Genomic DNA, 23,945 nt, shown 5'->3' on the forward strand with positions numbered 1-23,945 from the left:
TTCTACCGACGCTGTCGTCTGCAGAAGCCGATTCTTGAGAAGGTGCGGAGCAAACCGCCACTATCCGTCGCGCGCGGTTATGTCGGCGTCGCTTTGGACGGCGGCCGTTGGCCAGGGGGCCGAGCGATCAGCGACCGGCGCGGGACTCGCGAATGTAGAAGCGCGCCTTTTCGGCGTTCTTCACGCAACCGGTGTAGGCCTCGACCTGCTGCTGCGTCTTGGCGGTGGACAGCAAGGCCAGCGCCTTGGAATAGCTCACCGTGCCGGAAAAGCCTTCGGCCTTGGCCAGGTCGAGTTCCTGCCAGGCGGAACGGGTCTGGGCGGCGCAGCTGTCGCGATTGACCACCTTGCCCGAACAGCCGGCAAGCACCACGGCAGCCAGCGTAGCGGCCAGGACGGGAACCAGTTTCGCTTTCATCTCTCTTTCTCCTTGCACCTGCAACCGGCCGGAACGGCCGGATAACCGCAGCGTAGACCGCCAACCCCAAGCGCTGTTCAGCGCCGGTTACGCAGAAACTCGACCACCGCGGCCTGGTCGCCGCTGAAGATCACCCGGGACGCCTTGCTCTCGCGCTGATAGGCGTACATGGGATCGTAGTATTCCGCCAGCAGGCCCTCGATCCAGCCGCGATGCGCCGCGACGTCACCCGAGCGCTCCTGCTCGGCGAGGGCGTCCTCGAGAATGGCCGACAGGCGCTGGAAGCGTTCGCCCCCCAGGCGCTTGGCGATGCCGGAGAGACTCTTGCGCAGCTGCTCGGCGAACAGGCGGAAGCCCTGTTCGGGGCCGTGCAGGGCCACGAATTCCGCCGCCAGGTCGATGACATAGTCGCGCAGGATGCGCTCGATGCGGTTTTCCCGGCTGTCTTCCAGCCAGACCAGCGGGTACTGCTGCATGCCCTGGTGCAATTCCAGCGGCAGGGAGCAGCGACCGACCAGGCGCGATTCGTCTTCCAGCACGAATTGCGCCTGCCCGTCATGGCGGCGGCGCAGCAGGTCGATGGCCAGGCTGTTCTCGAAATCGATCTGGCCCGGCTGGGGCGTGGCCCGCTTGCCGAAGCTGGAGCCGCGGTGATTGGCATGGCCTTCGAGGTCGACGGCGTTGTCGAGCTGGGCCACCACCTCGGTCTTGCCGGTGCCGGTCATGCCACCGACCACCACGAAGCCGCACTCGGCCAGGGCCTGCTGCAGCGTATCGATGAGAAAGGTACGCATGGCCTTGTAGCCGCCCACCACCCGTGGATAGGCGATGCCGGCTTCGCTGCGCAGCCATTCCTGGCTGATCTGGGAGCGCAAGCCACCGCGGAAGCAATAGAGGTAGCCCTCCGGATGGGCCCGGGCGAAGTCGGCCCAGGCCTGGATGCGCGCTTCCTTCACCGCCCCGGACACCAGCTGGTGACCCAGTTGCAGCGCCGCCTGCTGACCCTGCTGCTTGTAGCGGGTGCCGACGCGCTGGCGCTCCAGGTCATTCATCAGCGGCAGGTTGGTGGCCTGGGGAAAGGCGCCCTTGGCGAATTCCACGGGGGCGCGGACATCGACCAGGGGGACATCGCTCAGGAACAGCGCCCGCAGGTCGCGGGCATCCTCACGCTGGCTCATCAGGCCACCTCGACCGCATGGGCGCGCCGGCTCACCAGCTGCCCTATGGGTTGCAGGGCCAGGCCCAGCTCCGCCGCCACGGCGAGAAATTCCGCCTCGCCCTCGGGTGCCACGGCCACCAGCAGGCCACCACTGGTCTGGGGGTCGCACAGCAGCTGGCGGCGGCCTTCGTCCAGCGGGGCGATACGGCTGCCGTAGCTGTCGAAGTTGCGCTCGGTCCCGCCAGGCACGCAGCCCTGCTGCAGATAGAAATCCACGCCTTCCAGGCGGGGAATGGCGGCGAAGTCGAGTTCGGCGGTGAGGCCACTGCCGTCGGCCATCTCCACCAGGTGGCCGAGCAATCCGAAGCCGGTGACGTCGGTCATCGCCGTGACGCCGGCCAGGCGGCCGAAACGGCTACCGGGACGATTGAGCTGGCACATGGTGTCACGCGCCAGATGGCGATCCTCGTGGCGCAGCAAGGCCCGCTTCTCGGCGGTGGTGAGGATGCCGATGCCCAGCGGCTTGGTCAGATAAAGGCGGCTGCCCAGGGTCGCGGTGTCGTTGCGCTTGAGATGGCGCTTTTCCACGATCCCGGTCACGGCCAGGCCGAAGATCGGCTCGGGCGCGTCGATGGAATGACCGCCGGCCAGGGGGATGCCGGCTTCGTCGCATACGCGGCGACCGCCGGCGATGACCTCGCGCGCCACTTCCGGCGGCAGCACGTTGACCGGCCAGCCGAGGATGGCGATGGCCAGCAGGGGATCGCCGCCCATGGCGTAGATGTCGCTGATGGCATTGGTGGCGGCGATGCGCCCGAAATCGAAGGGATCATCGACGATGGGCATGAAGAAATCGGTGGTGGAGACCACGCCGCGCTCTTCGTCCAGGCCATAGACCGCCGCATCGTCGCGCGAGGCGTTGCCCACCCACAGCCGCGGATCCAGGTGCTGGGCGCCGCTGCCGGCCAGGATGGTCTCCAGGGTCTTGGGGGCGATCTTGCAACCACAACCGGCGCCGTGGCTGTATTGGGTGAGGCGAATGGGATCGGTCATCGTTACTCCGGTTCAGCGGTGGCGCTGGTTCGACAGCCAGCGCGAAGGGGCGTAATAGTAGCAAATGCCCGTCAGCCGGCGGGCACCGACCGCGCCTAACAGATCGCCAGCCAAAGCAAAAGGGCTGTTTTCTGGCGGTAATCCACAGTTGCTGTGGATAACCTCGTGGAAAACCTCCAACCGACCCCGGACAAGCGAGCGGCGGTGCGGCGATGGACGAACTGGCGATTTTTTAGCCGGTCCGCCAACTATTTTTTCCCGTTGAAGGGTAGCGAACGGAAGCGCCGTGCGTTATGGCCAGGGTGCGCTAGCATTGCCAGTTCCCCCGGTCATAGCCGTACTCATGTCTTCTCCAGCCTCCTCCCCCCTTACCCCCTGGCAACGCGGCCTGCTGCTCGCCAGCCTCATGCTCATCGCCCTCAACCTGCGCCCGGCGCTCTCCAGCCTGGCGCCCCTGTTGCGGCAGATCGAGGCCAGCACGGGTCTTTCCAGCAGCGCCATCGGTCTGCTCACCACCCTGCCGGTGCTCTGCCTGGGGCTGTTCGCGCCCCTGGCTCCGCGCCTGGCCCGCCGCTGGGGCAGCGAACGCACGCTCGGCGCCATCCTGGCCTTGCTGGCCGCTGGCATCGTCCTGCGCAGCCTGCTGCCACCCCTTGGGCTGTTTGTCGGCAGCCTGATCGCCGGCGCCTGCATCGGTATCCTCGGCGTCCTGTTGCCGGCCCTGGTCAAGCGCGATTTCCCCGCCCAGGCCGGCCAGCTGATGGGGCTCTACACCATGATGCTGTGCATAGGCGCCGCCGTGGCCGCCGGGGCCACCGCGCCGCTCGCCGAGGCCTTCGACGGCCGCTGGCAACCGGCCCTCGCCACCTGGGCCCTGGTCGCCGTGGTGGCCCTGCTGGTCTGGCTGCCGCAATTGCGCCAGCCACCCACCATCGCACCGCGCCGCGGGGCTGGCGGTTCGCTGTGGCGCAATCGGCTGGCCTGGCAGATCACCCTGTACATGGGCCTGCAGTCGTCGCTGGCCTATATCGTCTTCGGCTGGCTACCGACCCTGCTGATGGATCGCGGCCTGGGCATGGTGCAGGCCGGCCTGATGCTGTCGGGCTCGGTGATGACCCAGCTGGTCAGCGCCCTCACCGCCCCCTGGCTGGCGACGCGGGGCCAGGACCAGCGCCTGGCCATCGTGGTGGTGATGAGTCTGACCCTCGCCGGCCTGCTGGGCTGCCTTTACGCCCCGGTCGGCAGTCTTTGGCTGTGGGCGGTGATACTCGGCCTGGGCCAGGGCGGGACCTTCAGCCTGGCGCTCGCCCTGCTGGTGCTGCGCTCGCGGGATGCGGAAACCGCCGGACGGCTATCGGGCATGGCCCAGGGCGCGGGCTACAGCCTGGCCTCGCTCGGTCCGCTGCTGGTGGGCATCATCCACGACGCGACCCACGGCTGGGCCCCCATGGGCGTGCTCTTCACCCTGATCGCCGTGCTGGCCACGCTGTTCGGCCTGGGTGCGGGGCGGACCCGCTACGTCAACGACGTCTAGCGGCGATAGAGTCCGGCGGCTCGACTGGCCTCGGTCTGCAGCCGCGGCGCGCGGATACCCGCTTCGCGCAGGGCACGCTGCCAGGCGTCTGCCTGGTCGCCGCCCAGGGTCACCGCTACATCGCCATTGAGCGCCAGGGCCGCCGCCAGCCGGGCGATCCAGGGGTGCTCCGGGGCTCGCTCCAGGGCGGGCAGGAGCAGCTGACCGTCGCGCTGCAACTCCTTGAGCAGGGTGGCGGCGCTCGGCAACAGTTCAGGGAGGGGCTGGCCAGCCTGCAGCCGCTCGGCATGCAGGTAGCTGCGACGGTTGCCGCGGGTGATGCCATAGAGCGTCAGCACCGTCTGCGGCTCCGCCAGTTGCAGCACCAGCAGCCCCTGCTGATCGTCCGGTCCATAGAGCATGGCCTCGCCCAGTAGGCTGTTGGCGATGACGTTGCTGGCGCCGCAATCACGCCCTTCGCACCAGTAGAGCAGCGTCGCGCCCTGCTGCTGCAGGCGCTGCCGCTCGCTGTCCAGCCGCGCCAGCGGCGGATGGCCGCTGGCCAGCTCGAAGGTCTGGGTCTGGAGTTGGCCCTCCACCTGCAGCGAATCCTCCAGGCGCAGGCGACCGCCGATGCGACTGACTGGCCCCAGCGGATAGAGGCGTTCGGCAGTTGCCGGTCCGCTTTCGCGCACCAATTGGGCATGGTCCATGGGTGCGATCTCCAGCAGCACCTCCGCCTGCGTCGTCCCAAGGGACAGCAGCAGGCCGATCAGCAGGAGGCGTGGCAGGAAGCGGGAGCGCGGGCAGAACAGACGGCTAGGCATGCCGCATTATTCGTCGTGCCCGGTGCCGGCGGCAAAGAAGGCATTGAAACAATCTGCGACGGCCTGGGCGCCCGCCGCATCGTCCAGATGCAGATGGTGCCCGCCCGGCAATTCGTGAAGGCTGAAGTTGGGTTGCTCCCGCGCCAGGCGCATGGCCTCGGCGTGGGGCGCCACCAGGCCACCCGTGGCCACCACCAGGGCTGTGGGGCAGCGCACCGCGCGCAGATAGGCTTCGGCCTGCTCCGGGGTGAACCTCATTCGACTGGGCAGCCTCAGGTGGGGATCAGAACGCCAGGTGTAGCCACCGGGTACCGCCATCAAGCCACGCTCGGCGAGTAGCTCGGCGGCTTCCCGACTGACCGTCAGCGACCCCTTCAGCCGCGCCGCTACGGCGTCTTCCACCGTGGCGTAGACCGGCTTGCGCCGGTTGGGCAGCTCCAGCTCCGCCAGTAGCGCCTTGCCGAGTTTCTCGGCGATCTCCTCTGCCGGCGTTGTATAGGGCAGCAGGCCATCGATCAGCGCCAGGCGCTCGATCTGCTCCGGCAGGGCCGCGGCCGCGATGACGCCGACGATGGCGCCCATCGAATGGCCAAGCAGACCGAAGCGATCCCAGCCCAGTTGCTGCGCAGCCGCGAGCACATCCAGCCCATAGTCCTGAATCGCATACCCAACGCCTGCGGGACGATGGGCCGACAGACCATGACCCGGCAGGTCCAGAGCGACGATGCGCAGGCCGTGCAGCCGTGGCGCGAGCTGGGCGAAGGTCATGGCATTGTCCAGCCAGCCATGCAGCGCCAGCACCGGATAGCCATCTTCCGGACCGAAGGTCCGGGCGCTCAACTCGATATGGGGCAATTCCAGCCGCAATTCCTGCACCTGGGCGGTCATGATTTCCACTCCGCGGGTGCCAGTGCGCGCTTCATGCCGGGGAGGCATCCCGCTGCAAGGGCACCACGGCTACCGTGAGCCGTGAGACACAGGTCAGGCGCCCCTCTTCATCGCTCAGGCGGATGTCCCAGACATGGCTGCTGCGCCCCAGGTGCAGGGGACGCGCCACCGCCGTCACCCGCCCGGAGCGCACGCCCCGCAGGTGGTTGGCATTGATTTCCTGACCCACGCAATAGAAGCGCGAGCGATCCACGCAGAGCATGCTGGCGATCGAGCCCACGGTTTCCGCCAGGGCCACCGACGCGCCGCCATGCAGCAACCCCATGGGCTGGTGGGTGCGGCGGTCGACCACCATGCTGGCGGTCAGGCTGCTGTCGTCCCAGGCTTCGATCCGCATGTCCAGGTGTTCGGCCAGGGTGTTCTCGAGCGCACGCCCGAGGTCCTCAGGATCCGGAAGGGTCTGCCAGATGCTCATGTACTTTCCTTGCAAGGGCGTCAGCCGTGGAAGCGACTGACCAGATCGAAACCGCCGGCCAGGGGCAGCGGCGCCTCCAGGCACAGCAGGGACGCGGTACCCATGGGCACCGGCGCCTGCCGATGACCGTGCAGCAACCAACCGGCCAGTTCACCGACGAAGGGATTGTGAGTCACCAGCAGCAGCTCCTCCACCTCCAGTCGCGCCAGTTCCGCCAGGGCGCGTTCCGGCTCGCCGTCTGGCGTGGCCCAGGAAACGCTGCGCAACTCGCCCGGCCAGCCCAGCTGCTGTTGCACCAGGGCTGCCGTCTGCTGCGCGCGCACATAGGGACTGGCGAGGATGAGCTGCAGCTGCGCATCCTTGAGCTGCAGGGCGCTGCGCAACACCTCGGCGCGACCGGTCGCGGTCAGCTCGCGCAGCTCGTCACTGGGCGCCCGCGCCTCGGCTTCGCCATGCCGCAGCAGCCAGAGCTTCATGGCGCGGTGGCGGAACGGTCGTCGGGTTGCTCGGTGGCCGGCCAGTCGGCGAAGGGCCAGGGCTTCACTTCGCTGGCGAAGGTGCCGAAGCGGACGATCTGCGCCAGATAGCTGCCCAGGGCCGCGCCAAAGGCGGTCAGACCGGGATTGGCTTCGCCCTTGATCAGGCGCACCACCAGTTGCACCAGCACCACCACCGCCAGCACGTACTGCGCACCCAGCCAGACGAACAGGAACAGCAGCATCCAGATCAGGCGCAGGCCTAGCAGCTCGCGGGAATGTTCGGGTTGGGACATGGGAATTCCTCTTTTCAGACAGTGTAGCGGCTCAATTGAAGGGGGCGTCCGCCACATCAACATCGGTCTTGGGCTCGCCGCCCATCAGGGCCTCGATCACCTGCCCCAGGCTGCGGCCCTCGAACAGGATCGCATAGAGGCCGTTGACCAGGGGCATGTAGACGCCCAGCTCGTCCGCTTTTTCCTTGAGCACGCGCAGGGTATTGACACCTTCCGCGGTCTCGCCGATCTGCGCCACCGCCTCGTCCAGGGTCAATCCTCGCCCCAGGGCATGGCCGACCCGGTAGTTGCGGCTCTTCTCCGACGAGCAGGTCACGATCAGGTCCCCTACCCCGGCCAGGCCCAGGTAGGTGATGGGATTGGCGCCGCGCTGCACGGCGAAGCGGGTCATCTCGGCCAGGGCCCGGGTGATCAGCATGCTGCGGGTGTTCTCGCCCATCGCCAGGGCCGCGGCCATGCCGGCGATGATGGCGTAGACGTTCTTCAGGGCGCCGGCCAGCTCCACGCCGAGACGGTCGGCACTGGCATAGACGCGGAAGGTGCGGCCGTGCAGCGCCGCCTGGACCCGCCGGCACACGGCTTCGTCCTCGCTCGCCACCACGGTGGCGGTGAGTTGGTGCTCGGCGATCTCGCGGGCGAGGTTGGGCCCGGAGATGATGCCGATGCGCGCCCGCGGCACGATTTCCGCGAGGATCTCGCTCATCAGCATGAAGGAATGCGCTTCGATGCCCTTGGTGGTGCTGACGAGGAAACGCCCTTCCAGCTGCTGGGCGATGGGTGCCAGGGCCTGGCGCAGCGCGCTCGACGGCAGGGCCACCAGGATCAGCTCGCAGCCCTGGATGGCGCCCTGCAGGTCACTGGTGGCCTCGACCGCGGCGTGCACCTTGATACCCTTCAGATAGCGCGGATTCTCGCGCTCGCGGCGGATGGTCTCGGCCTGTTGCGGATCGCGCATCCACAGGCGCACCGGCAGCCCGTTCTCGGCGACCAGATTGGCCAGGGCGGTACCGAAGCTGCCGCCGCCCAGGACGGCGATGGGGGATTGGACTGTCATCGAAACTCTCGGCTTCACCGCGATCGCGCGGCCTCGTCGCTCAGTATACGGTAGCCGCGCGCCGGCCTCAGGGCCGGTTCACGGTCTGCCGCGTATCGGCCGAACGGTATTGAAAACGCCCGAGGAATACTTATCTAGGGTGGGCAAACACCCCTTTCCCGGTACTGCCCGCCGCGTCGCCCCAGGGCGCGTGCGACCCCGAGCGGGCGCCCAGGATGGAGAATTGACTGCGAAAAGTGCACAATGGTCCGTTAACGAGCGGGGCGCTGGCCTGTGACTTTCCCGATGCCCCGGCAGTCTACTGCTACACGAAGCCATACCCAGAGCGACCTTCGGAGTCGCCAGAGCCTGGACCTAGGCCAGCTACAGGAGCTTGCATGACCAAACAACACGCCTTTACCTACGAAGACTTGCTGCGCTGCAGCCGTGGCGAGCTCTTCGGTCCGGGCAATGCCCAATTGCCCGCACCGAACATGCTGATGATCGATCGGATCACGCATATCAGTGAGGTAGGCGGGAAATACGGCAAGGGCGAACTGGTGGCGGAACTCGATATCCGTCCCGACCTCTGGTTCTTCGGTTGCCATTTCGAGGGTGACCCGGTGATGCCGGGCTGCCTGGGCCTGGATGCCATGTGGCAGCTGGTCGGTTTCTACCTTGGCTGGCAGGGCAATCCGGGTCGCGGTCGCGCCCTGGGCTCTGGCGAAGTGAAGTTCTTCGGCCAGGTACTGCCGACCGCCAAGAAGGTCACCTACAATATCCATATCAAACGCACCATCAACAGGTCGCTGATTCTGGCCATCGCCGATGGCACCGTTAGCGTGGACGGCCGCGAGATCTACTCCGCCGAAGGTCTGCGCGTCGGCCTGTTCACTTCCACCGATAGCTTCTAAGGGCTTTTCGCATGCGTCGCGTCGTCATTACCGGTCTGGGTATCGTTTCGTGCCTGGGCAATGATAAAGACACCGTTTCCGCCAACCTGCGCGCGGGTCGTGCCGGCATCCGTCACAATCCGGAATATGCCGAGATGGGTCTGCGCAGCCAGGTTTCCGGTTCCATCGACCTGAACCTCGAAGAATTGATCGACCGCAAGGTCAAGCGCTTCGTCGGCGATGCCGCCGCCTACGCCTACCTGGCGATGGAGCAGGCGATCAAGGACTCCGGTCTGTCCGAAGAGCAGGTCTCCAACCCCCGTACCGGCCTGATCGCCGGTTCCGGTGGCGCTTCCACCTTCAACCAGATGGAAGCCCTGGACATCCTGCGCGAGAAGGGCGTCAAGCGCGTCGGTCCCTACCGCGTGACCCGGACCATGAGCAGCACGGTCTCCGCCTGCCTGGCCACCCCCTTCAAGATCAAGGGCCTGAACTACTCCGTAGCCTCGGCGTGCGCCACCAGCGCCCACTGCATCGGCCTGGCCATGGAGCAGATCCAGCTCGGCAAGCAGGACGTGGTCTTCGCCGGTGGCGGCGAGGAAGAGCACTGGACCCAGAGCATGCTGTTCGATGCCATGGGCGCGCTCTCCAGCGACTACAACGAGACGCCGGAAAAGGCTTCCCGTGCCTACGACAGCAAGCGTGACGGCTTCGTCATCGCTGGCGGCGGCGGCATGGTGGTGGTCGAGGAGCTCGAACACGCCCTGGCCCGCGGCGCCAAGATCTATGCCGAGATCGTCGGCTACGGCGCGACCTCCGACGGCTACGACATGGTCGCCCCGAGCGGCGAAGGCGCCATCCGCTGCATGCAGCAGGCGCTGTCCACCGTCGACGGCGAGATCGACTACCTGAACACCCACGGCACCTCCACCCCGGTGGGCGACGTGGCCGAGATCAAGGGCGTGCGCGCCGTGTTCGGCGACAAGGCTCCGGCCATCAGCTCCACCAAGAGTCTGTCGGGCCACTCCCTGGGCGCTGCCGGTGTGCACGAGGCCATCTACTGCATGCTGATGATGGAAGGCAACTTCATCGCCGGTTCGGCCAACATCGACGAACTGGATCCGGAAGTCGCCGATCTGCCGATCCTGCGCGAGACCAAGGAAAACGCCAAGCTGGATCTCATCATGAGCAACAGCTTCGGTTTCGGCGGCACCAACGCCACCCTGGTACTCAAGCGCTGGCAGGGCTGATAGTCCTCGCTTGTGTGACCCAAACGGCGCCTCTGGCGCCGTTTTTCATTTCTGCTTCCTGCCCCGCTGAACCGGGCACGGGCCCCGCGGTCGAAGGCGCCGGCACTTCGCCTGCGAACCTCCAGGAAGAATGGATTCAGCAGCACGAATAGCTTAATCTCGCGCCGCTTCGCTGTACCTGCGCAGCCGCCATAGACAGCGCTGTCCGAACTAGCGGGCAGAAACAAGAAACTGTTGTACCCATGGAGCCCCAATGCACAATCAAAACCAGAGCTACCGCGGACCCTTGATCGTCCTCACCATGCTGTTCTTCATGTGGGGTCTGATCACCTCGCTGAACGACATCCTGATTCCCCACCTCAAGGCAGTCTTCACCCTCAGCTATCTGCAGGCCTCGCTGATCCAGTTCTGCTTCTTCACCGCCTACTTCATCGTCTCCTTCCCGGCCGGTCGCCTGGTGGAAAGCCTGGGCTACAAGAAGGGCATCATCGTCGGCCTGCTCACCGCCGGCGTTGGTTGCGTGCTGTTCTACCCCGCCGCCGGAGCCCACTCCTACGGCTTCTTCCTGACCGCCCTGTTCGTGCTGGCGGCCGGTATCACCGTGCTACAGGTGGCGGCGAACCCCTACGTCACCATCCTCGGCAAGCCGGAAACCGCGGCTTCGCGCCTCAACCTGACCCAGGCCTTCAACTCCCTGGGTACCACCGTCGGCCCGCTGGTGGGCGCGGTGACCATTCTGGCGCTGGTCGGTGAAGACTCCGCCGCCCATTCGGTGCAGCTGCCCTACCTGATCCTGGCCGGCATGCTGGTCGCCCTGGCGGTGATCATCGGCCTCTTCCGCCTGCCGCAGATCAAGGACACCGAGCAGGACAACGCCACCGACGAGAACGCCCTGACCGCCAACAGCGTCTGGGCCTATCGCCACCTGCTGCTCGGCGTGGTCGGCATCTTCATGTACGTGGGTGCGGAAGTGTCCATCGGCAGCTACCTGGTGAGCCTGATGGAAAGCCCGGACGTGGCTGGCCTGAACGCCGCCACCGCCGCCAAGTACCTGTCCCTGTACTGGGGTGGCGCCATGGTCGGTCGCTTCATCGGCGGCGTGATCATGACCAAGGTGCGGCCGAACCTGGTGCTGACCTTCAACGCCATCGCCATTGGCGTGCTGCTGGCCGTGGCCGTGCTGCAGGGTGGCAAGATCGCCATGTGGGCGCTGCTGGCCATCGGCTTCTTCAACTCCATCATGTTCCCGACCATCTTCTCCCTGGCACTCAAGGGCCTGGGCAAGTTCACCTCCAAGGGTTCGGGCCTGCTGTGCATGGGTATCGTCGGTGGCGCACTGGTGCCGGCCATCCAGGGCTACTTCGCCGACACCATCGGCCTGCTGCCCTCCTTCCTGATCCCGCTGGTCTGCTACCTCTACATCCTGTTCTACGGCGTAATGGGCTATCGCCCCACCCTGCGTCGCTGATCCCCCCCGAAGCGCTGGCGGCCTGCCAGCGCTTCGTCCCTTCTGCTACCCCTCCGCTCTCCTCCCTCCTTATCTCCCGCCTGATCGACTGACCTGCACACCTGCCAGATAGCGGGCTGTACGACCCTGCACGCGCGATCTGACCCATCCTGCGCCATCACCGCACCTCCCGCCATGCAGCATCGGCAGGGGCCGTCTGAAGGGCCCCGTCTTGCCCTTCGCTCTCGGCGTAGCCAAGCCGGCTTGGAGGGCTCTCCCATACCTGCCAATCGAAGGGCCTGGCCTTACGGTCTGACGCGGCGCGGCCACCCTGCTCTGGCCAGATCCCAGGCAAAAGAAAACGCCCGTATCTTTCGATACGGGCGTCTTGTCGTTACCGCAGGGACCGCTCCAGGAGCAGCCCTCGCGTCAGGCTCAGGCAGGCTCAGGCAGGCTGGCGAGCTTCCTCGACTTCGACGGCGTTCGGGCCGCGAGCGAGTTCGGTCTTCAGGGTCTGCTCGTCCAGCTGGCCGCACCACTTGGCGACCACGATGGAGGCCACGCCGTTGCCGACCAGGTTGGTCAGGGCGCGGGCTTCGGACATGAAGCGGTCGATACCCAGGATCAGCGCCAGGCCGGCGACCGGTACGTGACCGACGGCGGACAGGGTGGCGGCCAGTACGATGAAGCCGCTACCGGTGACGCCTGCAGCGCCCTTGGAGGAGATCAGCAGCACCAGCAGCAGGGTGATCTGATGGGTGATGTCCATCTGGGTGTTGGTGGCCTGGGCGATGAACACCGCAGCCATGGTCAGGTAGATGGAGGTGCCGTCGAGGTTGAAGGAGTAGCCGGTGGGGATCACCAGGCCAACCACCGACTTCTCGGCGCCCAGCTTCTGCATCTTGGTCAGCATGCGCGGCAGGGCGGACTCGGAAGACGAGGTACCCAGCACGATCAGCAGTTCTTCACGGATGTACTTGATGAACTTGAGGATGCTGAAGCCGTGCATGCGCGCCACGGCACCCAGCACCACCAGCACGAACAGCAGGCAGGTGATGTAGAAGCAGGCCATCAGGTAGCCCAGCTGCACCAGGGTGCCGACGCCGTATTTGCCGATGGTGAACGCCATGGCACCGAAGGCGCCGATGGGGGCGAGCTTCATGATGACGTTGATGATGTTGAAGAAGACGTGGGAGATGCGGTCGATGAAGTTGAACACCAGTTGACCGGTCTCGCCCAGGCGATGCAGGGCATAGCCGAACAGCACGGCGAAGAACAGGACCTGCAGGATCTCACCGGTGGCGAAGGCGTTGACGACCGTCGACGGGATGATGTTCATCAGGAAGTCGATGGTGCTCTGCTTCTCGCCAGCCGCGGCGTAGGCAGCGATGCCCTTGGTGTCCAGGGTGCTGACGTCGACGTTCATGCCGGCGCCCGGCTGGACGACGTTGACCACGATCAGGCCGATCAGCAGCGCGATGGTGGAGAAGATCTCGAAGTACAGCAGCGCCATGCCGCCGGTCTTGCCCACGGCCTTCATGTTCTGCATGCCGGCGATACCGGTCACCACGGTGCAGAAGATGATGGGCGCGATGACCATCTTGATCAGCTTGATGAAACCGTCACCCAGCGGCTTCATGGCAGCGCCGGTCTGGGGATAGAAGTGGCCGAGCAGCACACCCAGGACGATCGCCACGATCACCTGGAAATAGAGACTCTTGTAGAGCGGCTGCTTGACGGGACGCTTGGGCGCGGGAGCTGTGGTAGTTGTTGTTGTGTCGACGGTTGCTGTCATGGCTCTTTCCCTTGTGGCCACTACCTGACGTCCTGTCTGAGTGGGCACCTGACTGAAGTTGGCTCTCTCATCCTGAGAGCTTTTTGTTGTGGACCTGGCGGCCGCGCGACGGTGACACCAGTATCTGGCTGGATATAAGCAATCGCCGTTCCACTTCTTGGTGCGCAATCAAAGGGCCAGCTTTCATGCACCTTTCAGTCGAAAGTCTAGTTGTCAGCGGTGGGCGGAACCCCGCCACCCGACGAAAAGGGGCGGAAATCCCCCACCGCGCGAGGCGGTTTTCCGCCAGTCGCCGTCGGTAGTCGGCTATCCTTTGCGCGCCTTTCCAGCGGCGCCTGCCCCGACCCGTTGCCGCCTTCGAGGAGTATCCGGCCGAGATGCCCGCCCTGCCCCCTACCGACCTGCCCGGCTGCTGCACAGCGCCCGCGCCGCTGCCGCCGCTGGCGGAGGAATTCGACGCCCTGGCCCTGCTGCATTGCCGCTTCGATCCCGCCCAGGTGAGCTTCGAGCGTGACGCCCTGCGCCTGGGCGCCCTGCCGCCGGACAACATCCGTCGCGCCGTGGCCAAGCGGCAGGCCGAATACCTGGCCGGGCGTCTCTGCGCCCGCGAGGCCCTGCGGCAGCTCAGTGGCGAGCCGGCGGTACCCGGTCATCGCCGCGAGGATCGCGGCCCCGCCTGGCCCGCCGGCTGGGTCGGCGCCATCACCCACAGTCACGGCTGGGCCGCCGCGGCGGTGGGCAGCGCCCGGGACTACCTGGGTCTCGGCCTGGATGTGGAAACGCTGCTCGAACCGGCCAAGGCCCTGCGTTTGGCCGACCAGATCCTCACCCCGGCCGAACTGGAAAGCGTGCAGGCGCTGGATGAAGAGCAGCAGGCCTTTGCCATCACCTTGGCCTTCTCCGCCAAGGAGAGTCTATTCAAGGCGCTGCATCCCCAGGTCGGGCAGATGTTTTTCTTCCAGGATGCCGAGGTCCTTGGCACCGGTACCGGCGGGACCTTCGATATTCGGCTGCTGATCGAGCTGTCGCCGCGCTGGTCCGCCGGGACCTCGCTGCGCGGTCACTACCGCCTGGACGAGGAGCGGCGGTTGCTCACGCTGATCGCGCCGCGTCGCTGAGGCCATCCCTATATAGAGGAAGAGTCGTCCGGTCGATCGGGTGCACAAACGCTGGCCGGGGCAGAACGTCGCAGCGGCTATCGAACGTTTTCTTATGGTGGAGAAAATGCTCATAGCGAACCGGTATATCCCGTGACGCTTTTGTCTCACCCGCCTAGTCACGTTGTACGTTATTTGACCACTTCGCTCTGATCCTAGCCTCCACGCGCACTGGCTGGGTACCACCCCCAGGATACCCCCCAGTCCCGAACAGCTTATCCACGTCTTATCCACAGCCGGAAACGTGACAAACGCGACATCTAGTGGCCCTTGAACCCCCGCACCACCATATATAGCAGTTCGTCGGCATGGCCTGGGACGGCGAAACACCCCTCTGTCAAGACTGTCTTCCCTAACGAGGAGGGCTTATCCTGTCGCCCGAATTATGAATTTCCAGGGTCCCTGACCCCGAACGCCGGCTCCTGCGGGAATCGGCGCTGGTACGGCTTTTCGTTGGAATCTTCATTGGTAATGGCGCGACAGGCAGTCGTCGCGCAGGCCCACGGGCCGACACTCTTCCGGATCGCCGGCGCGCCGACGATCCCCTCTTTCCGATCAAGGGAGTTCCGCATGCACACCGACCTGACCCGCGAGCAAGCCCAGCAGGGCCGCCCGGCGCAAGATGCCAGCCAGGACCTGGGCGCCACCGCCCCCGGTCAACTGCGCGTCATCAAGCGCAACGGTACCGTCGTCCCCTACACCGACGACAAGATCACCGTGGCCATCAGCAAGGCTTTCCTCGCCGTGGAAGGCGGTACCGCCGCGGCCTCCTCGCGCATCCACACCACCGTCAAGCAGCTCACCGACCAGGTCAGCAGCACCTTCAAGCGCCGCATGCCCTCCGGTGGCACCATCCACATCGAAGAGATCCAGGACCAGGTCGAACTGGCCCTGATGCGCGCCGGCGAGCAGAAGGTCGCCCGCAGCTACGTGATCTACCGTGAAGCCCGCAGCCAGGAGCGCAAGCAGGGCGCCGCCAGCGACATCGCCGAGCCGCACCCGAGCATCCGCGTGACCAAGGCCGACGGCACCACCCAGCCGCTGGACATGGGCCGCCTGAACACCATCATCAGCGAAGCCTGCGAAGGCCTCGAAGAGGTGAACGGCGAGCTGATCCAGAAGGAAACCCTGAAGAACCTGTACGACGGCGTGGCCGAGAAGGACGTCAACACCGCCCTGGTGATGACCGCCCGCACCCTGGTCGAGCGCGAGCCCAACTACTCCTACGTCACCGCCCGCCTGCTGCTGGACAGCCTGCGCGCCGAAGGCCTGAGCTTCCTCGGCGTGGCCGAATCCGCCACTCACCACGAGATGGCCGACCTCTACGCCAAGGCCCTGCCCGCCTACGTCGCCAAGGGTGTGGAGCTGGAGCTGCTGGACCCGAAACTGGCCACCTTCGACCTGGCCAAGCTGGGCGCCGCCATCGATCACGAGCGCGACCAGCAATTCACTTACCTGGGTCTGCAGACCCTGTACGACCGCTACTTCCTGCACAGCCACGGCACCCGCTTCGAGCTGCCGCAGCTGTTCTTCATGCGCGTGGCCATGGGCCTGGCGCACATGGAGCAGGACAAGGAAGCCCGCGCCATCGAGTTCTACAACCTGCTGGCCAGCTTCGACTACATGGCGTCCACCCCGACGCTGTTCAACGCCGGCACCCTGCGTCCGCAGCTGTCCAGCTGCTACCTGACCACCGTGCCCGATGACCTGTCCGGCATCTATGGCGCCATCCACGATAACGCCATGCTGTCGAAGTTCGCCGGCGGCCTGGGCAACGACTGGACCCCGGTGCGTGCGCTCGGCTCCTACATCAAGGGCACCAACGGCAAGAGCCAGGGCGTCGTGCCCTTCCTCAAGGTGGTCAACGACACCGCCGTGGCGGTCAACCAGGGCGGCAAGCGCAAGGGCGCGGTCTGCGCCTACCTGGAAACCTGGCACCTGGACATCGAAGAATTCCTCGAGCTGCGCAAGAACACCGGTGACGACCGTCGGCGTACCCACGACATGAACACCGCCAACTGGATCCCCGACCTGTTCATGAAGCGTGTCTTCGAGGACGGCAACTGGACCCTGTTCTCCCCCGCCGACGTGCCCGATCTGCACGATCTCTACGGCAAAGCCTTCGAAGAACGCTACGAGTACTACGAAGCCCTGACCGAGTACGGCAAGCTCAAGCTGCACAAGACCATCAAGGCCAAGGACCTCTGGCGCAAGATGCTGTCGATGCTGTTCGAGACCGGCCATCCGTGGCTGACCTTCAAGGATCCGTGCAACCTGCGCAGCCCGCAGCAGCACGTGGGCGTGGTGCACAGCTCCAACCTCTGCACCGAGATCACCCTGAACACCAACAAGGACGAGATCGCCGTGTGCAACCTGGGTTCGGTGAACCTGGTGAACCACATCGTCGACGGCAAGCTGGACACCGCCAAGGTCGCCCGCACCGTCAAGACCGCCGTGCGCATGCTCGACAACGTCATCGACATCAACTACTACTCGGTGCCCCAGGCGGAGAACTCCAACCTCAAGCACCGTCCGGTCGGCATGGGCATCATGGGCTTCCAGGATGCGCTGTACCTGCAGCACATCGCCTACGGTTCGGATGCCGCCGTGCAGTTCGCCGACACCTCCATGGAAGTGATCAGCTACTACGCCATCCAGGCCTCCTGTGACCTGGCCGAAGAGCGTGGCAGCTACTCCAGTTTCCAGGGTTCGCTGTGGTCCCAGGGCATCCTGCCGATCGATTCCGAGAAGCGCCTGATCGAAGAGCGTGGCGCCAAGTACATCGAAGTCGACCTGTCCGAGACCCTGGACTGGGCCCCGCTGCGCGAGCGTGCCAAGAAAGGCATCCGCAACTCCAACATCATGGCCATCGCGCCCACCGCGACCATCGCCAACATCACCGGCGTGTCCCAGTCGATCGAGCCGACCTACCAGAACCTCTATGTGAAGTCGAACCTCTCGGGCGAATTCACCGTCATCAACCCCTACCTGGTGCGCGACCTCAAGGCACGCGGCCTGTGGGACTCGGTGATGGTCAACGACCTCAAGTACTACGACGGTTCCGTGCAGCAGATCGAGCGCATCCCGCAGGATCTGAAGGACCTGTACGCCACCGCCTTCGAAGTGGAGACCAAGTGGATCGTCGAGGCCGCCAGCCGTCGCCAGAAGTGGATCGACCAGGCCCAGTCGCTGAACCTGTACATCGCCGGCGCCTCGGGCAAGAAGCTCGACGTGACCTACCGCATGGCCTGGTTCCGCGGTCTGAAGACCACCTACTACCTCCGTGCCTTGGCCGCCACCAGCACCGAGAAGTCCACCATCAACACCGGCAAGCTGAACGCCGTGAGCGCCGATCCCATCACCGGCGTCCAGGCCAGTGCAGCGCCCGCCCCGGCGCAGAAGGTCGAAGCGGCGCCCGCCGCGGCACCGGCTCCGGTGCCCAAGGCCTGCAGCCTCGACGATCCCGAGTGCGAAGCCTGCCAGTAAGTACCCAAGCCCTCTCTTAGCAGAGGGCTGCTCTTTATCCCCTCTCCCCCTGGGAGAGGGCCAGGGTGAGACCTACCCCCCACCCGCGCACCGCTCTAGATCCCCTCTCCCCTTGGGAGAGGGCTAGGGTGAGGGCCCCGCCGCCCCGCCCCCACCACACAGCCACCCAGGAGACACCCCATGCTGAACTGGGAAGAATTCGACAAAGACGACGACACCGCCACCGCCAAGCCCGCACAAGCCGCCGGCCAGCAGGCGCCCGCCCAGACCGAGCGCCTGGATTCCGAGGGCGACGCCCTGGTCCATGACGCCCGCGCCCTGTCCGCCGACGACTCCGACGCCGTGGCCCGCGCCAAGGCCGCGCTGAACGAGCTGGACATTCAGGAAGGCCTGGACGACCTGGAAGGCTCCTCCGCCCGCGTGCACGTCGGCGACAAGCAGATGATCAACGCCCGCGCCGACCTCAACCAGCTCGTGCCCTTCAAGTACGACTGGGCCTGGCAGAAGTATCTGGATGGTTGCGCCAACCACTGGATGCCCCAGGAAGTGAACATGAACGCCGACATCGCGACCTGGAAGAGCGCGGACGGCCTCACCGAGGACGAGCGCCGCATCGTCAAGCGCAACCTCGGCTTCTTCTCCACTGCCGACTCCCTGGTCGCCAACAACTTGGTGCTGGCCGTCTACCGCCTGATCACCAACCCCGAGTGCCGCCAGTACATCCTGCGCCAGGCCTTCGAAGAGGCGATCCACACCCATGCCTACCAGTACTGCATCGAGTCGCTGGGCATGGATGAAGGCGAGATCTTCAACATGTACCACGAGATCCCAAGCGTCGCGAAGAAGGCGAGCTGGGGCCTGAAGTACACCCGCTCCATCTCCGATCCCGAGTTCAAGACCGGTACCCCGGAGACCGATCGCCAGTTCCTCAAGAACCTGATCGCCTATTACTGCGTACTGGAAGGCATCTTCTTCTACTGCGGCTTCACCCAGATCCTCTCCATGGGCCGCCGCAACAAGATGACCGGCACCGCCGAGCAGTTTCAATACATCCTGCGTGACGAGTCCATGCACCTGAACTTCGGCATCGACATGATCAACCAGATCAAGATCGAGAACCCCCAGCTGTGGGATGCCCAGATGAAGGACGAAGCCACCCAGATGATCCTCCAGGGCACCCAACTGGAGATCGAATACGCCCGCGACACCATGCCCCGCGGCGTCCTCGGCATGAACGCGGCGATGATGGAGGACTATCTCAAGTTCATCGCCAACCGCCGCCTGACCCAAATCGGCCTCAAGGAAGAATACCCGGGTGCTACCAACCCCTTCCCCTGGATGAGCGAGATCATGGACCTGAAGAAGGAGAAGAACTTCTTCGAGACGCGGGTGATCGAGTATCAGACCGGTGGGGCGTTGAGCTGGGACTAAGCTAATCAAGCCCCGCTATGCGGGGCTTTTTTACTCAAAAGATATATAAAGCTATAAGTTTTTTATATCTTGCCTCCACCTACCAGCAGTGAATTTATCATTTCTATCTATTCGCTTTCTTACACTACCGGGCTTCCTACCAAGTTCTTTAGCGATTTCAGCGACGCTCATTTCAAAGTCGACCAACATCACTCTCAACTTCTCTTCGTCAACTAACCCCCACTCCCATCCATGTCGCGGATAGCGTTCTTTTACCGCCGCGATAGCGGCCAATCTTATTTTTCTTTGATTGTCACGAATTCTAATTATTGGAGAAAGCTGAGCTCTTGCCAATTTCACGCCTAGCTCAGGCAAATTAGAATCTGAAAGGCTCGATAAAAAAACCTTGCTTGCATCATCCAGCTCAGGAATATTACCAATATTTTCCTTTATACGAACCATCTTGGAGTTACGCTCGATCTTTCCAAGAACAGAATAATCTTTATGGTTAAAAAAACGACCTAACCAGAAGCCGCTGACTAACCTTTGCTGAATCGCACTTTCTATCAGAACAGAGCGCCGCCTATCAAATGGAGAAACGTTTAACGCCCAAACCCCCAACCTAGGAACATATTTATCCTCAACATACTCTCTCCAACTTAATTCAAAATCCTGCTTTGGCATAAGCAAGTTTTTTGGAGAGACAAGATCCAATGTTGTTGATGCCCAGACTTTCCCCTGCAAAGCCAAACCCCTAAAATACTTAATATAATTTTTTATACCAACTGAACTCATTAGAAAATATAAATCTTCTGAATCCGTTACTTTCCAAGCAGATCTATTTCCTCTAAGAAAACCCTGGTAATGCTGAAAAATCCGCCTTCCAATAAATTCAGAAACCCCAACATACACCACCCTATTCAAAAAACCTTCATGCACCAATAAATAGACACCTCCAAAATTATGATTCATCGCTCGTTTCATGCCACCCAAATATATCCACCTCACAACATCTCTCCAAGTAAAATATTTATTTTCAAGTTGGCGATATAAGTCATAACCAACTTGAGCGCTGTGAAAAGCTTAATATTCGACATCAAGTGACACCACCAATCTACCACTAAATTTTAACCTTCATTAATAATGCAAACCATTCAAATACGCAAATAGCAACAGCAATTCCTTTAATAATAGCACGAACCTAAACTCCTTAACCGATTAACCGATTAACCGATTAACCGATTAACCTCAGTCACGCACCCTTTACAACAAAAAGCTTGCGTTATATTTATCCTATAAATACCCTATAAACAGCAATATGATATATTGCCATTCCAGGATGGCTATACATTTAAACCCCCATCAAACAGCACCCAACGATGATATCTTGGACTTCATTCTTAAACGTCCTAAGACTGCCCAACTGGCCACGACTCGCTATCAGCTGAGGTATTGCTACCGACTCTCGGCTTCGGGATGTTCCTGGCCTATTTCGCCCGTAATCACTTCTATCCGAGCTTCGATCTCTTCCAGTTTTCGTCGTTGCTGCTGGCCGCTGCCTGTCTGGGCTTCCTCACCATAGGCGCCTTCGTCGCCGCATTATTCCTGCCTGGGGCCTGGGTCTATTACCGCTTTATCAATACGGCGGCGATCAAGGAAGACATCACCTACGCCCTGCCCTATCGCGGCGAGGGGCGCTTTCGCAAGATCATGCTGTTGATGACGCTGGTGTTCTTCGTGCCCTATCTGCTGGCGGGGTTCAGCGATGCGGCCATTCTCTTGGTCGATCCTGAGCTGTTCCTCAGCGTCGCCTTGCTTGCGCCCATTGCCATCACGCTACTGGCAGGCATGGCCATACAGGGCTGTTCGACTTGCGCCGCTTCAGCTTCCTGAAGTTCGTCTGGGAGGCTTACCTGCCGACAATGGTCGTCGGCCTGTTCATCTTCTGGATGCTGGCGCAGGCCTATCCACTGGTGAGCGATTGGCAGCCGCTGCTCAAGTGGGGTGCTCTGGCCATCGCCCCCTTCATCATTGCCTTCGTCACGACCATGACTTCCATGCTGTTCATCGCCGGCTAGAAGGCGGCGATGATGTTTTCGCTGTTCTTCGCCCTCTTTCTGGCCGGCTATAGCGGTGTGCTTACCACTCTGCCCGAGACCATGGTCAGGACGCTGGGCCTGGGTAACTACCAGGTCAAGGCGATCGTGCTCGACACCTCCTATTGCGCCAAGGAGCAGGCCAGAGTGCTGCCCACCGATGACCAGTGCGTGCTCAAGGAGGTACAGGTGGTCTGGTCGCTGGGCGAGGCCTTCGTCCTGCGGCTGGCGGATGGCAGCACGGCGCGGTTGCCGGCCACGGCGATTCGAGCGCTGGTGAAACACCAGTAACGGGTGGGCCAACTGCCTAAGCCAAAGGTCAGGTTTGAATTACGGTTATCTGCCCGTCATCATGGCGCGCAATCCTCTGCCTCAAGCCCGCGCCTGCCGTGTCGATAAGACTGCGGTGCGGCTTCGCTTTGGCGGGCGCTCCTCCCAGGCAGGGAGCGCCCTTCTCGTATCCAGACAGGTCCGATTCGCCCATGGCACTCGATGCCCCCACCATGCTGACCCTCACCATCGCCCTGGCGGCCGCCGCGGCGGGCTATCTGGCCATCGAGTGGCGGTCGGTTCGCGAGTCGGCGCTGCTGTACTGGAGCACGGGTTTCGCCCTCATTTGCGTAGGCAGCACCCTGGCGCTGTTGCGCAGTCAGGGGCTGCTGCTGGTGGGCATCTGGTTCGCCAATGGGCTGCTGATCTTCGTGCATGGCCTCTTTCTGCTCGGCGTGGCGCGCTTCACCGGGCGGCGGCTGAGTCTGGGCTGGTGGGCCATCGCCGCCCTCTGGCTGGGGTTGTTGCTGCTGCCCAACGAGGCCTGGTGGTCCAAGGTGATGCTGGTGGTGCAGTCGCTGCTGATTGGCGTCCTGGCGATACGGGCGAGTCTGCTGTTGCGGCGGCGCAATGCCGGGGAACGGCAGCTGCGTGCGGTGCTGCTGATCCATGGTCTCTTCTACCTGACCAAGATGATTCCGCCGCTCACCCCCGGCACCCTGATCGATCTGGCGGTCTATCGCGGCGCCATCATCCAGATCTCCCTGGTGGAGGGGGTGATGGCGGTGATGCTGATCGCCCTGTCGATGACCGGCACGGTGCGCTATCGCCGCGAGCAGCATATCGAGCGCCTGGCCGGCAGCGATCCCCTGACCGGCCTCTATAACCGCCGCGCGCTGGAAGCCGAGGCGCCGCGACTGTTCGGCCAGGCGACACCGGCTCGACCCGGCGCCCTGCTGCTGATCGATCTGGACAACTTCAAGCTGGTGAACGACCTCCATGGCCACGCGGCCGGTGACGGCCTGCTGATCGCCCTGAGCGACCTGCTGCGCACCACCCTGCCGCGCCAGGCGCTGGCCGCCCGGCTGGGAGGTGATGAATTCGTGGTGCTGCTGGGTGAAGCAGCTGATGCGGATGTCGTACGCCTGGCAGACACCTTGCGCCAGCGCTTCAACCAGCTGGCGGCGCAACGCCTGCGGACGCCCGAGCCCGTCACCCTGAGCATCGGCGCCGTGCTGTTCGATCAACCGCCGGAAAGTCTGGCGGCCCTGCTGGAGCGCGGGGACGGTGCCCTCTACGCCGCCAAGCGCGGCGGGCGGGATGGATTGCGGATGAGCCTGGGATGAAGCCCCGCTAATGGCTTAGGCTTGGGCGATCGCTTGACCGGAGCCCCCATGCCCATCGCCCTCGAATCCCCCGACCAACCCGAGGTGATCGCCCTGATCGCCGAACTGGATGCCTATCAGGACGGCCTCTATCCGCCCGAGAGTCGTCATGCCCTGGATCTGACATCGCTTATGCAGCCGAACGTGCTGTTCCTGGTCGCCCGCGATGACAGCGGCACTGCCCTGGGCTGTGGGGCCATGGTGCTGCAGGACGGCTATGGCGAGATCAAGCGGATGTATGTGAGCCCCAGGGGGCGCGGGCAAGGGCTGGGTAGTCGCCTGCTGGCGGAGCTAGAGCGTGAAGCGGCAGGCCGCGGGTGTGAGCTGGCGCGACTGGAGACGGGGCCCTATCAGCCGGAGGCCTTGAGGCTTTATCAGTCCGCGGGTTACCAGCGGCGTGGTCCTTTTGGGGCGTATCGAGAGGATCCGTTGAGTGTGTTCATGGAGAAGCGGCTGGAGGCGTAGGGTGGACAACGCGAAGCTTGTCCACGCGGGAGCTCTGGGATTGTGCGTTGGTGGCATGAGTGGAAAAGGCTGCGCCGTTTTCCACGCTACGGGTTTTGTAGGGCGGAGAACGCGAAGCTTGTCCATGCGGGAGCTTTGGGGCCTTGCGTTGGG

Annotated in this window: 23 protein-coding genes; 12 read left to right on the plus strand and 11 right to left on the minus strand. The window is 63.8% G+C overall.

The features are described from left to right. Positions 1 to 127: 127 nt before the first annotated feature. The 3 genes from PSK12I2_RS0108490 to selD form a co-directional block, all read right to left on the minus strand. Complete coding sequence (locus tag PSK12I2_RS0108490) at positions 128 to 418, minus strand: hypothetical protein (RefSeq protein ID WP_007160474.1); 291 nt, start codon at positions 416 to 418, stop codon at positions 128 to 130. Between the two features lie 77 nt (positions 419 to 495). Beyond that, entirely contained in the window at positions 496 to 1,596 is a 1,101-nt protein-coding gene (gene mnmH, locus PSK12I2_RS0108495; RefSeq protein ID WP_051398707.1) for a tRNA 2-selenouridine(34) synthase MnmH, read from the minus strand. Further along, positions 1,596 to 2,630: a selenide, water dikinase SelD gene (gene selD / locus PSK12I2_RS0108500; protein ID WP_027598057.1), complete on the minus strand. Its 1,035-nt coding sequence runs from the start codon at positions 2,628 to 2,630 to the stop codon at positions 1,596 to 1,598. Before selD ends, mnmH begins: the two co-directional genes overlap by 1 nt. A gap of 343 nt (positions 2,631 to 2,973) precedes the next feature. On the opposite strand from selD, the gene PSK12I2_RS0108505 reads away from it, so the two are divergent. Beyond that, a complete protein-coding gene (locus PSK12I2_RS0108505) occupies positions 2,974 to 4,164 on the plus strand; it encodes an MFS transporter (protein ID WP_241495371.1) in 1,191 nt (396 codons plus the stop codon). On the opposite strand, the gene PSK12I2_RS0108510 is transcribed toward PSK12I2_RS0108505, so the two are convergent. Genes PSK12I2_RS0108510 through PSK12I2_RS0108535 form a run of 6 tightly spaced genes read right to left on the minus strand, consistent with a single transcriptional unit; the run spans position 4,161 to position 8,159 of the window. Beyond that, positions 4,161 to 4,970: a DUF4892 domain-containing protein gene (locus PSK12I2_RS0108510; RefSeq protein ID WP_027598059.1), complete on the minus strand. Its 810-nt coding sequence runs from the start codon at positions 4,968 to 4,970 to the stop codon at positions 4,161 to 4,163. The two genes, PSK12I2_RS0108505 and PSK12I2_RS0108510, sit on opposite strands and share 4 nt — an antisense overlap. 6 nt (positions 4,971 to 4,976) lie before the next feature. Next, the gene (locus PSK12I2_RS0108515; protein WP_027598060.1) at positions 4,977 to 5,858 is read right to left on the minus strand and encodes an alpha/beta fold hydrolase; all 882 of its coding nucleotides are present in this window, start codon (positions 5,856 to 5,858) and stop codon (positions 4,977 to 4,979) included. Between the two features lie 31 nt (positions 5,859 to 5,889). Further along, positions 5,890 to 6,333, minus strand: coding sequence for a hotdog fold thioesterase (locus PSK12I2_RS0108520; protein WP_017641977.1), 444 nt, complete (start codon positions 6,331 to 6,333; stop codon positions 5,890 to 5,892). A 20-nt stretch (positions 6,334 to 6,353) separates the two neighbouring features. Beyond that, the gene (gene sixA / locus PSK12I2_RS0108525; protein WP_027598061.1) at positions 6,354 to 6,809 is read right to left on the minus strand and encodes a phosphohistidine phosphatase SixA; all 456 of its coding nucleotides are present in this window, start codon (positions 6,807 to 6,809) and stop codon (positions 6,354 to 6,356) included. Continuing rightward, positions 6,806 to 7,105, minus strand: coding sequence for a DUF4389 domain-containing protein (locus PSK12I2_RS0108530; protein WP_007160482.1), 300 nt, complete (start codon positions 7,103 to 7,105; stop codon positions 6,806 to 6,808). The genes sixA and PSK12I2_RS0108530 overlap by 4 nt, the downstream gene beginning before the upstream one ends. 31 nt (positions 7,106 to 7,136) lie before the next feature. Then, positions 7,137 to 8,159, minus strand: coding sequence for an NAD(P)H-dependent glycerol-3-phosphate dehydrogenase (locus PSK12I2_RS0108535; RefSeq protein ID WP_027598062.1), 1,023 nt, complete (start codon positions 8,157 to 8,159; stop codon positions 7,137 to 7,139). A gap of 377 nt (positions 8,160 to 8,536) precedes the next feature. Here PSK12I2_RS0108535 and fabA point away from each other — a divergent pair, with 377 nt between their 5' ends. The 3 genes from fabA (at position 8,537) to PSK12I2_RS0108550 (ending at position 11,749) form a co-directional block, all read left to right on the plus strand. Then, positions 8,537 to 9,052 (plus strand): 3-hydroxyacyl-[acyl-carrier-protein] dehydratase FabA, encoded by a 516-nt coding sequence (gene fabA / locus PSK12I2_RS0108540; protein WP_007160484.1) that lies wholly within the window; start codon positions 8,537 to 8,539, stop codon positions 9,050 to 9,052. Positions 9,053 to 9,063: 11 nt separating this feature from the next. Continuing rightward, the gene (gene fabB / locus PSK12I2_RS0108545) at positions 9,064 to 10,281 is read left to right on the plus strand and encodes a beta-ketoacyl-ACP synthase I (protein ID WP_027598063.1); all 1,218 of its coding nucleotides are present in this window, start codon (positions 9,064 to 9,066) and stop codon (positions 10,279 to 10,281) included. A gap of 253 nt (positions 10,282 to 10,534) precedes the next feature. Beyond that, positions 10,535 to 11,749, plus strand: a complete 1,215-nt coding sequence (locus PSK12I2_RS0108550) for a sugar MFS transporter (protein ID WP_007160486.1) — start codon at positions 10,535 to 10,537, stop codon at positions 11,747 to 11,749. 424 nt (positions 11,750 to 12,173) lie between these two features. Here PSK12I2_RS0108550 and PSK12I2_RS0108555 read toward each other — a convergent pair whose 3' ends face one another. Next, complete coding sequence (locus PSK12I2_RS0108555; RefSeq protein ID WP_027598064.1) at positions 12,174 to 13,523, minus strand: dicarboxylate/amino acid:cation symporter; 1,350 nt, start codon at positions 13,521 to 13,523, stop codon at positions 12,174 to 12,176. Positions 13,524 to 13,900: 377 nt separating this feature from the next. On the opposite strand from PSK12I2_RS0108555, the gene PSK12I2_RS0108560 reads away from it, so the two are divergent. The 3 genes from PSK12I2_RS0108560 to PSK12I2_RS0108570 all read left to right on the plus strand — a co-directional run bounded on the left by PSK12I2_RS0108560 (position 13,901) and on the right by PSK12I2_RS0108570 (position 19,597). After that, positions 13,901 to 14,641: a 4'-phosphopantetheinyl transferase gene (locus tag PSK12I2_RS0108560; RefSeq protein WP_027598065.1), complete on the plus strand. Its 741-nt coding sequence runs from the start codon at positions 13,901 to 13,903 to the stop codon at positions 14,639 to 14,641. Positions 14,642 to 15,250: 609 nt separating this feature from the next. Next, on the plus strand, positions 15,251 to 18,166 hold the full coding sequence (locus PSK12I2_RS0108565; RefSeq protein ID WP_027598066.1) for a ribonucleoside-diphosphate reductase subunit alpha: 2,916 nt from the start codon (positions 15,251 to 15,253) through the stop codon (positions 18,164 to 18,166). Between the two features lie 180 nt (positions 18,167 to 18,346). Then, on the plus strand, positions 18,347 to 19,597 hold the full coding sequence (locus PSK12I2_RS0108570; RefSeq protein WP_027598067.1) for a ribonucleotide-diphosphate reductase subunit beta: 1,251 nt from the start codon (positions 18,347 to 18,349) through the stop codon (positions 19,595 to 19,597). A gap of 51 nt (positions 19,598 to 19,648) precedes the next feature. On the opposite strand, the gene PSK12I2_RS24845 is transcribed toward PSK12I2_RS0108570, so the two are convergent. Next, positions 19,649 to 20,560 (minus strand): GIY-YIG nuclease family protein, encoded by a 912-nt coding sequence (locus PSK12I2_RS24845; protein WP_144959662.1) that lies wholly within the window; start codon positions 20,558 to 20,560, stop codon positions 19,649 to 19,651. Between the two features lie 492 nt (positions 20,561 to 21,052). On the opposite strand from PSK12I2_RS24845, the gene PSK12I2_RS0108575 reads away from it, so the two are divergent. The 5 genes from PSK12I2_RS0108575 (at position 21,053) to PSK12I2_RS0108595 (ending at position 23,792) form a co-directional block, all read left to right on the plus strand. Next, positions 21,053 to 21,469 carry a hypothetical protein gene (locus PSK12I2_RS0108575; protein ID WP_027598068.1) on the plus strand — a complete coding sequence of 139 codons (417 nt, stop codon included), beginning with the start codon at positions 21,053 to 21,055 and terminating at the stop codon, positions 21,467 to 21,469. 29 nt (positions 21,470 to 21,498) lie between these two features. After that, positions 21,499 to 21,654, plus strand: a complete 156-nt coding sequence (locus PSK12I2_RS0108580) for a hypothetical protein (protein WP_156930133.1) — start codon at positions 21,499 to 21,501, stop codon at positions 21,652 to 21,654. Between the two features lie 9 nt (positions 21,655 to 21,663). Next, complete coding sequence (locus tag PSK12I2_RS0108585; RefSeq protein ID WP_027598070.1) at positions 21,664 to 21,963, plus strand: hypothetical protein; 300 nt, start codon at positions 21,664 to 21,666, stop codon at positions 21,961 to 21,963. Positions 21,964 to 22,154: 191 nt separating this feature from the next. Continuing rightward, complete coding sequence (locus tag PSK12I2_RS0108590; protein ID WP_027598071.1) at positions 22,155 to 23,288, plus strand: GGDEF domain-containing protein; 1,134 nt, start codon at positions 22,155 to 22,157, stop codon at positions 23,286 to 23,288. 48 nt (positions 23,289 to 23,336) lie between these two features. Beyond that, positions 23,337 to 23,792, plus strand: coding sequence for a GNAT family N-acetyltransferase (locus PSK12I2_RS0108595; RefSeq protein WP_027598072.1), 456 nt, complete (start codon positions 23,337 to 23,339; stop codon positions 23,790 to 23,792). The last annotated feature ends 153 nt before the right edge of the window (positions 23,793 to 23,945 follow it).

This window comes from Pseudomonas sp. MOIL14HWK12:I2 (assembly GCF_000510745.1).
GTDB classification, from domain to species: Bacteria; Pseudomonadota; Gammaproteobacteria; order Pseudomonadales; family Pseudomonadaceae; genus Chryseomonas; species Chryseomonas oryzihabitans.

What these genes read in the sequence shown, in the direction of transcription:
- PSK12I2_RS0108490 (WP_007160474.1), bottom strand. Translation starts at nt 418, where the DNA reads ATGAAAGCGAAACTGGTTCCCGTCCTGGCCGCTACGCTGGCTGCCGTG.
- mnmH (WP_051398707.1), bottom strand. Translation starts at nt 1,596, where the DNA reads ATGAGCCAGCGTGAGGATGCCCGCGACCTGCGGGCGCTGTTCCTGAGC.
- selD (WP_027598057.1), bottom strand. Translation starts at nt 2,630, where the DNA reads ATGACCGATCCCATTCGCCTCACCCAATACAGCCACGGCGCCGGTTGT.
- PSK12I2_RS0108505 (WP_241495371.1), top strand. Translation starts at nt 2,974, where the DNA reads ATGTCTTCTCCAGCCTCCTCCCCCCTTACCCCCTGGCAACGCGGCCTG.
- PSK12I2_RS0108510 (WP_027598059.1), bottom strand. Translation starts at nt 4,970, where the DNA reads ATGCCTAGCCGTCTGTTCTGCCCGCGCTCCCGCTTCCTGCCACGCCTC.
- PSK12I2_RS0108515 (WP_027598060.1), bottom strand. Translation starts at nt 5,858, where the DNA reads ATGACCGCCCAGGTGCAGGAATTGCGGCTGGAATTGCCCCATATCGAG.
- PSK12I2_RS0108520 (WP_017641977.1), bottom strand. Translation starts at nt 6,333, where the DNA reads ATGAGCATCTGGCAGACCCTTCCGGATCCTGAGGACCTCGGGCGTGCG.
- sixA (WP_027598061.1), bottom strand. Translation starts at nt 6,809, where the DNA reads ATGAAGCTCTGGCTGCTGCGGCATGGCGAAGCCGAGGCGCGGGCGCCC.
- PSK12I2_RS0108530 (WP_007160482.1), bottom strand. Translation starts at nt 7,105, where the DNA reads ATGTCCCAACCCGAACATTCCCGCGAGCTGCTAGGCCTGCGCCTGATC.
- PSK12I2_RS0108535 (WP_027598062.1), bottom strand. Translation starts at nt 8,159, where the DNA reads ATGACAGTCCAATCCCCCATCGCCGTCCTGGGCGGCGGCAGCTTCGGT.
- fabA (WP_007160484.1), top strand. Translation starts at nt 8,537, where the DNA reads ATGACCAAACAACACGCCTTTACCTACGAAGACTTGCTGCGCTGCAGC.
- fabB (WP_027598063.1), top strand. Translation starts at nt 9,064, where the DNA reads ATGCGTCGCGTCGTCATTACCGGTCTGGGTATCGTTTCGTGCCTGGGC.
- PSK12I2_RS0108550 (WP_007160486.1), top strand. Translation starts at nt 10,535, where the DNA reads ATGCACAATCAAAACCAGAGCTACCGCGGACCCTTGATCGTCCTCACC.
- PSK12I2_RS0108555 (WP_027598064.1), bottom strand. Translation starts at nt 13,523, where the DNA reads ATGACAGCAACCGTCGACACAACAACAACTACCACAGCTCCCGCGCCC.
- PSK12I2_RS0108560 (WP_027598065.1), top strand. Translation starts at nt 13,901, where the DNA reads ATGCCCGCCCTGCCCCCTACCGACCTGCCCGGCTGCTGCACAGCGCCC.
- PSK12I2_RS0108565 (WP_027598066.1), top strand. Translation starts at nt 15,251, where the DNA reads ATGCACACCGACCTGACCCGCGAGCAAGCCCAGCAGGGCCGCCCGGCG.
- PSK12I2_RS0108570 (WP_027598067.1), top strand. Translation starts at nt 18,347, where the DNA reads ATGCTGAACTGGGAAGAATTCGACAAAGACGACGACACCGCCACCGCC.
- PSK12I2_RS24845 (WP_144959662.1), bottom strand. Translation starts at nt 20,560, where the DNA reads ATGAAACGAGCGATGAATCATAATTTTGGAGGTGTCTATTTATTGGTG.
- PSK12I2_RS0108575 (WP_027598068.1), top strand. Translation starts at nt 21,053, where the DNA reads ATGTTCCTGGCCTATTTCGCCCGTAATCACTTCTATCCGAGCTTCGAT.
- PSK12I2_RS0108580 (WP_156930133.1), top strand. Translation starts at nt 21,499, where the DNA reads ATGGTCGTCGGCCTGTTCATCTTCTGGATGCTGGCGCAGGCCTATCCA.
- PSK12I2_RS0108585 (WP_027598070.1), top strand. Translation starts at nt 21,664, where the DNA reads ATGATGTTTTCGCTGTTCTTCGCCCTCTTTCTGGCCGGCTATAGCGGT.
- PSK12I2_RS0108590 (WP_027598071.1), top strand. Translation starts at nt 22,155, where the DNA reads ATGGCACTCGATGCCCCCACCATGCTGACCCTCACCATCGCCCTGGCG.
- PSK12I2_RS0108595 (WP_027598072.1), top strand. Translation starts at nt 23,337, where the DNA reads ATGCCCATCGCCCTCGAATCCCCCGACCAACCCGAGGTGATCGCCCTG.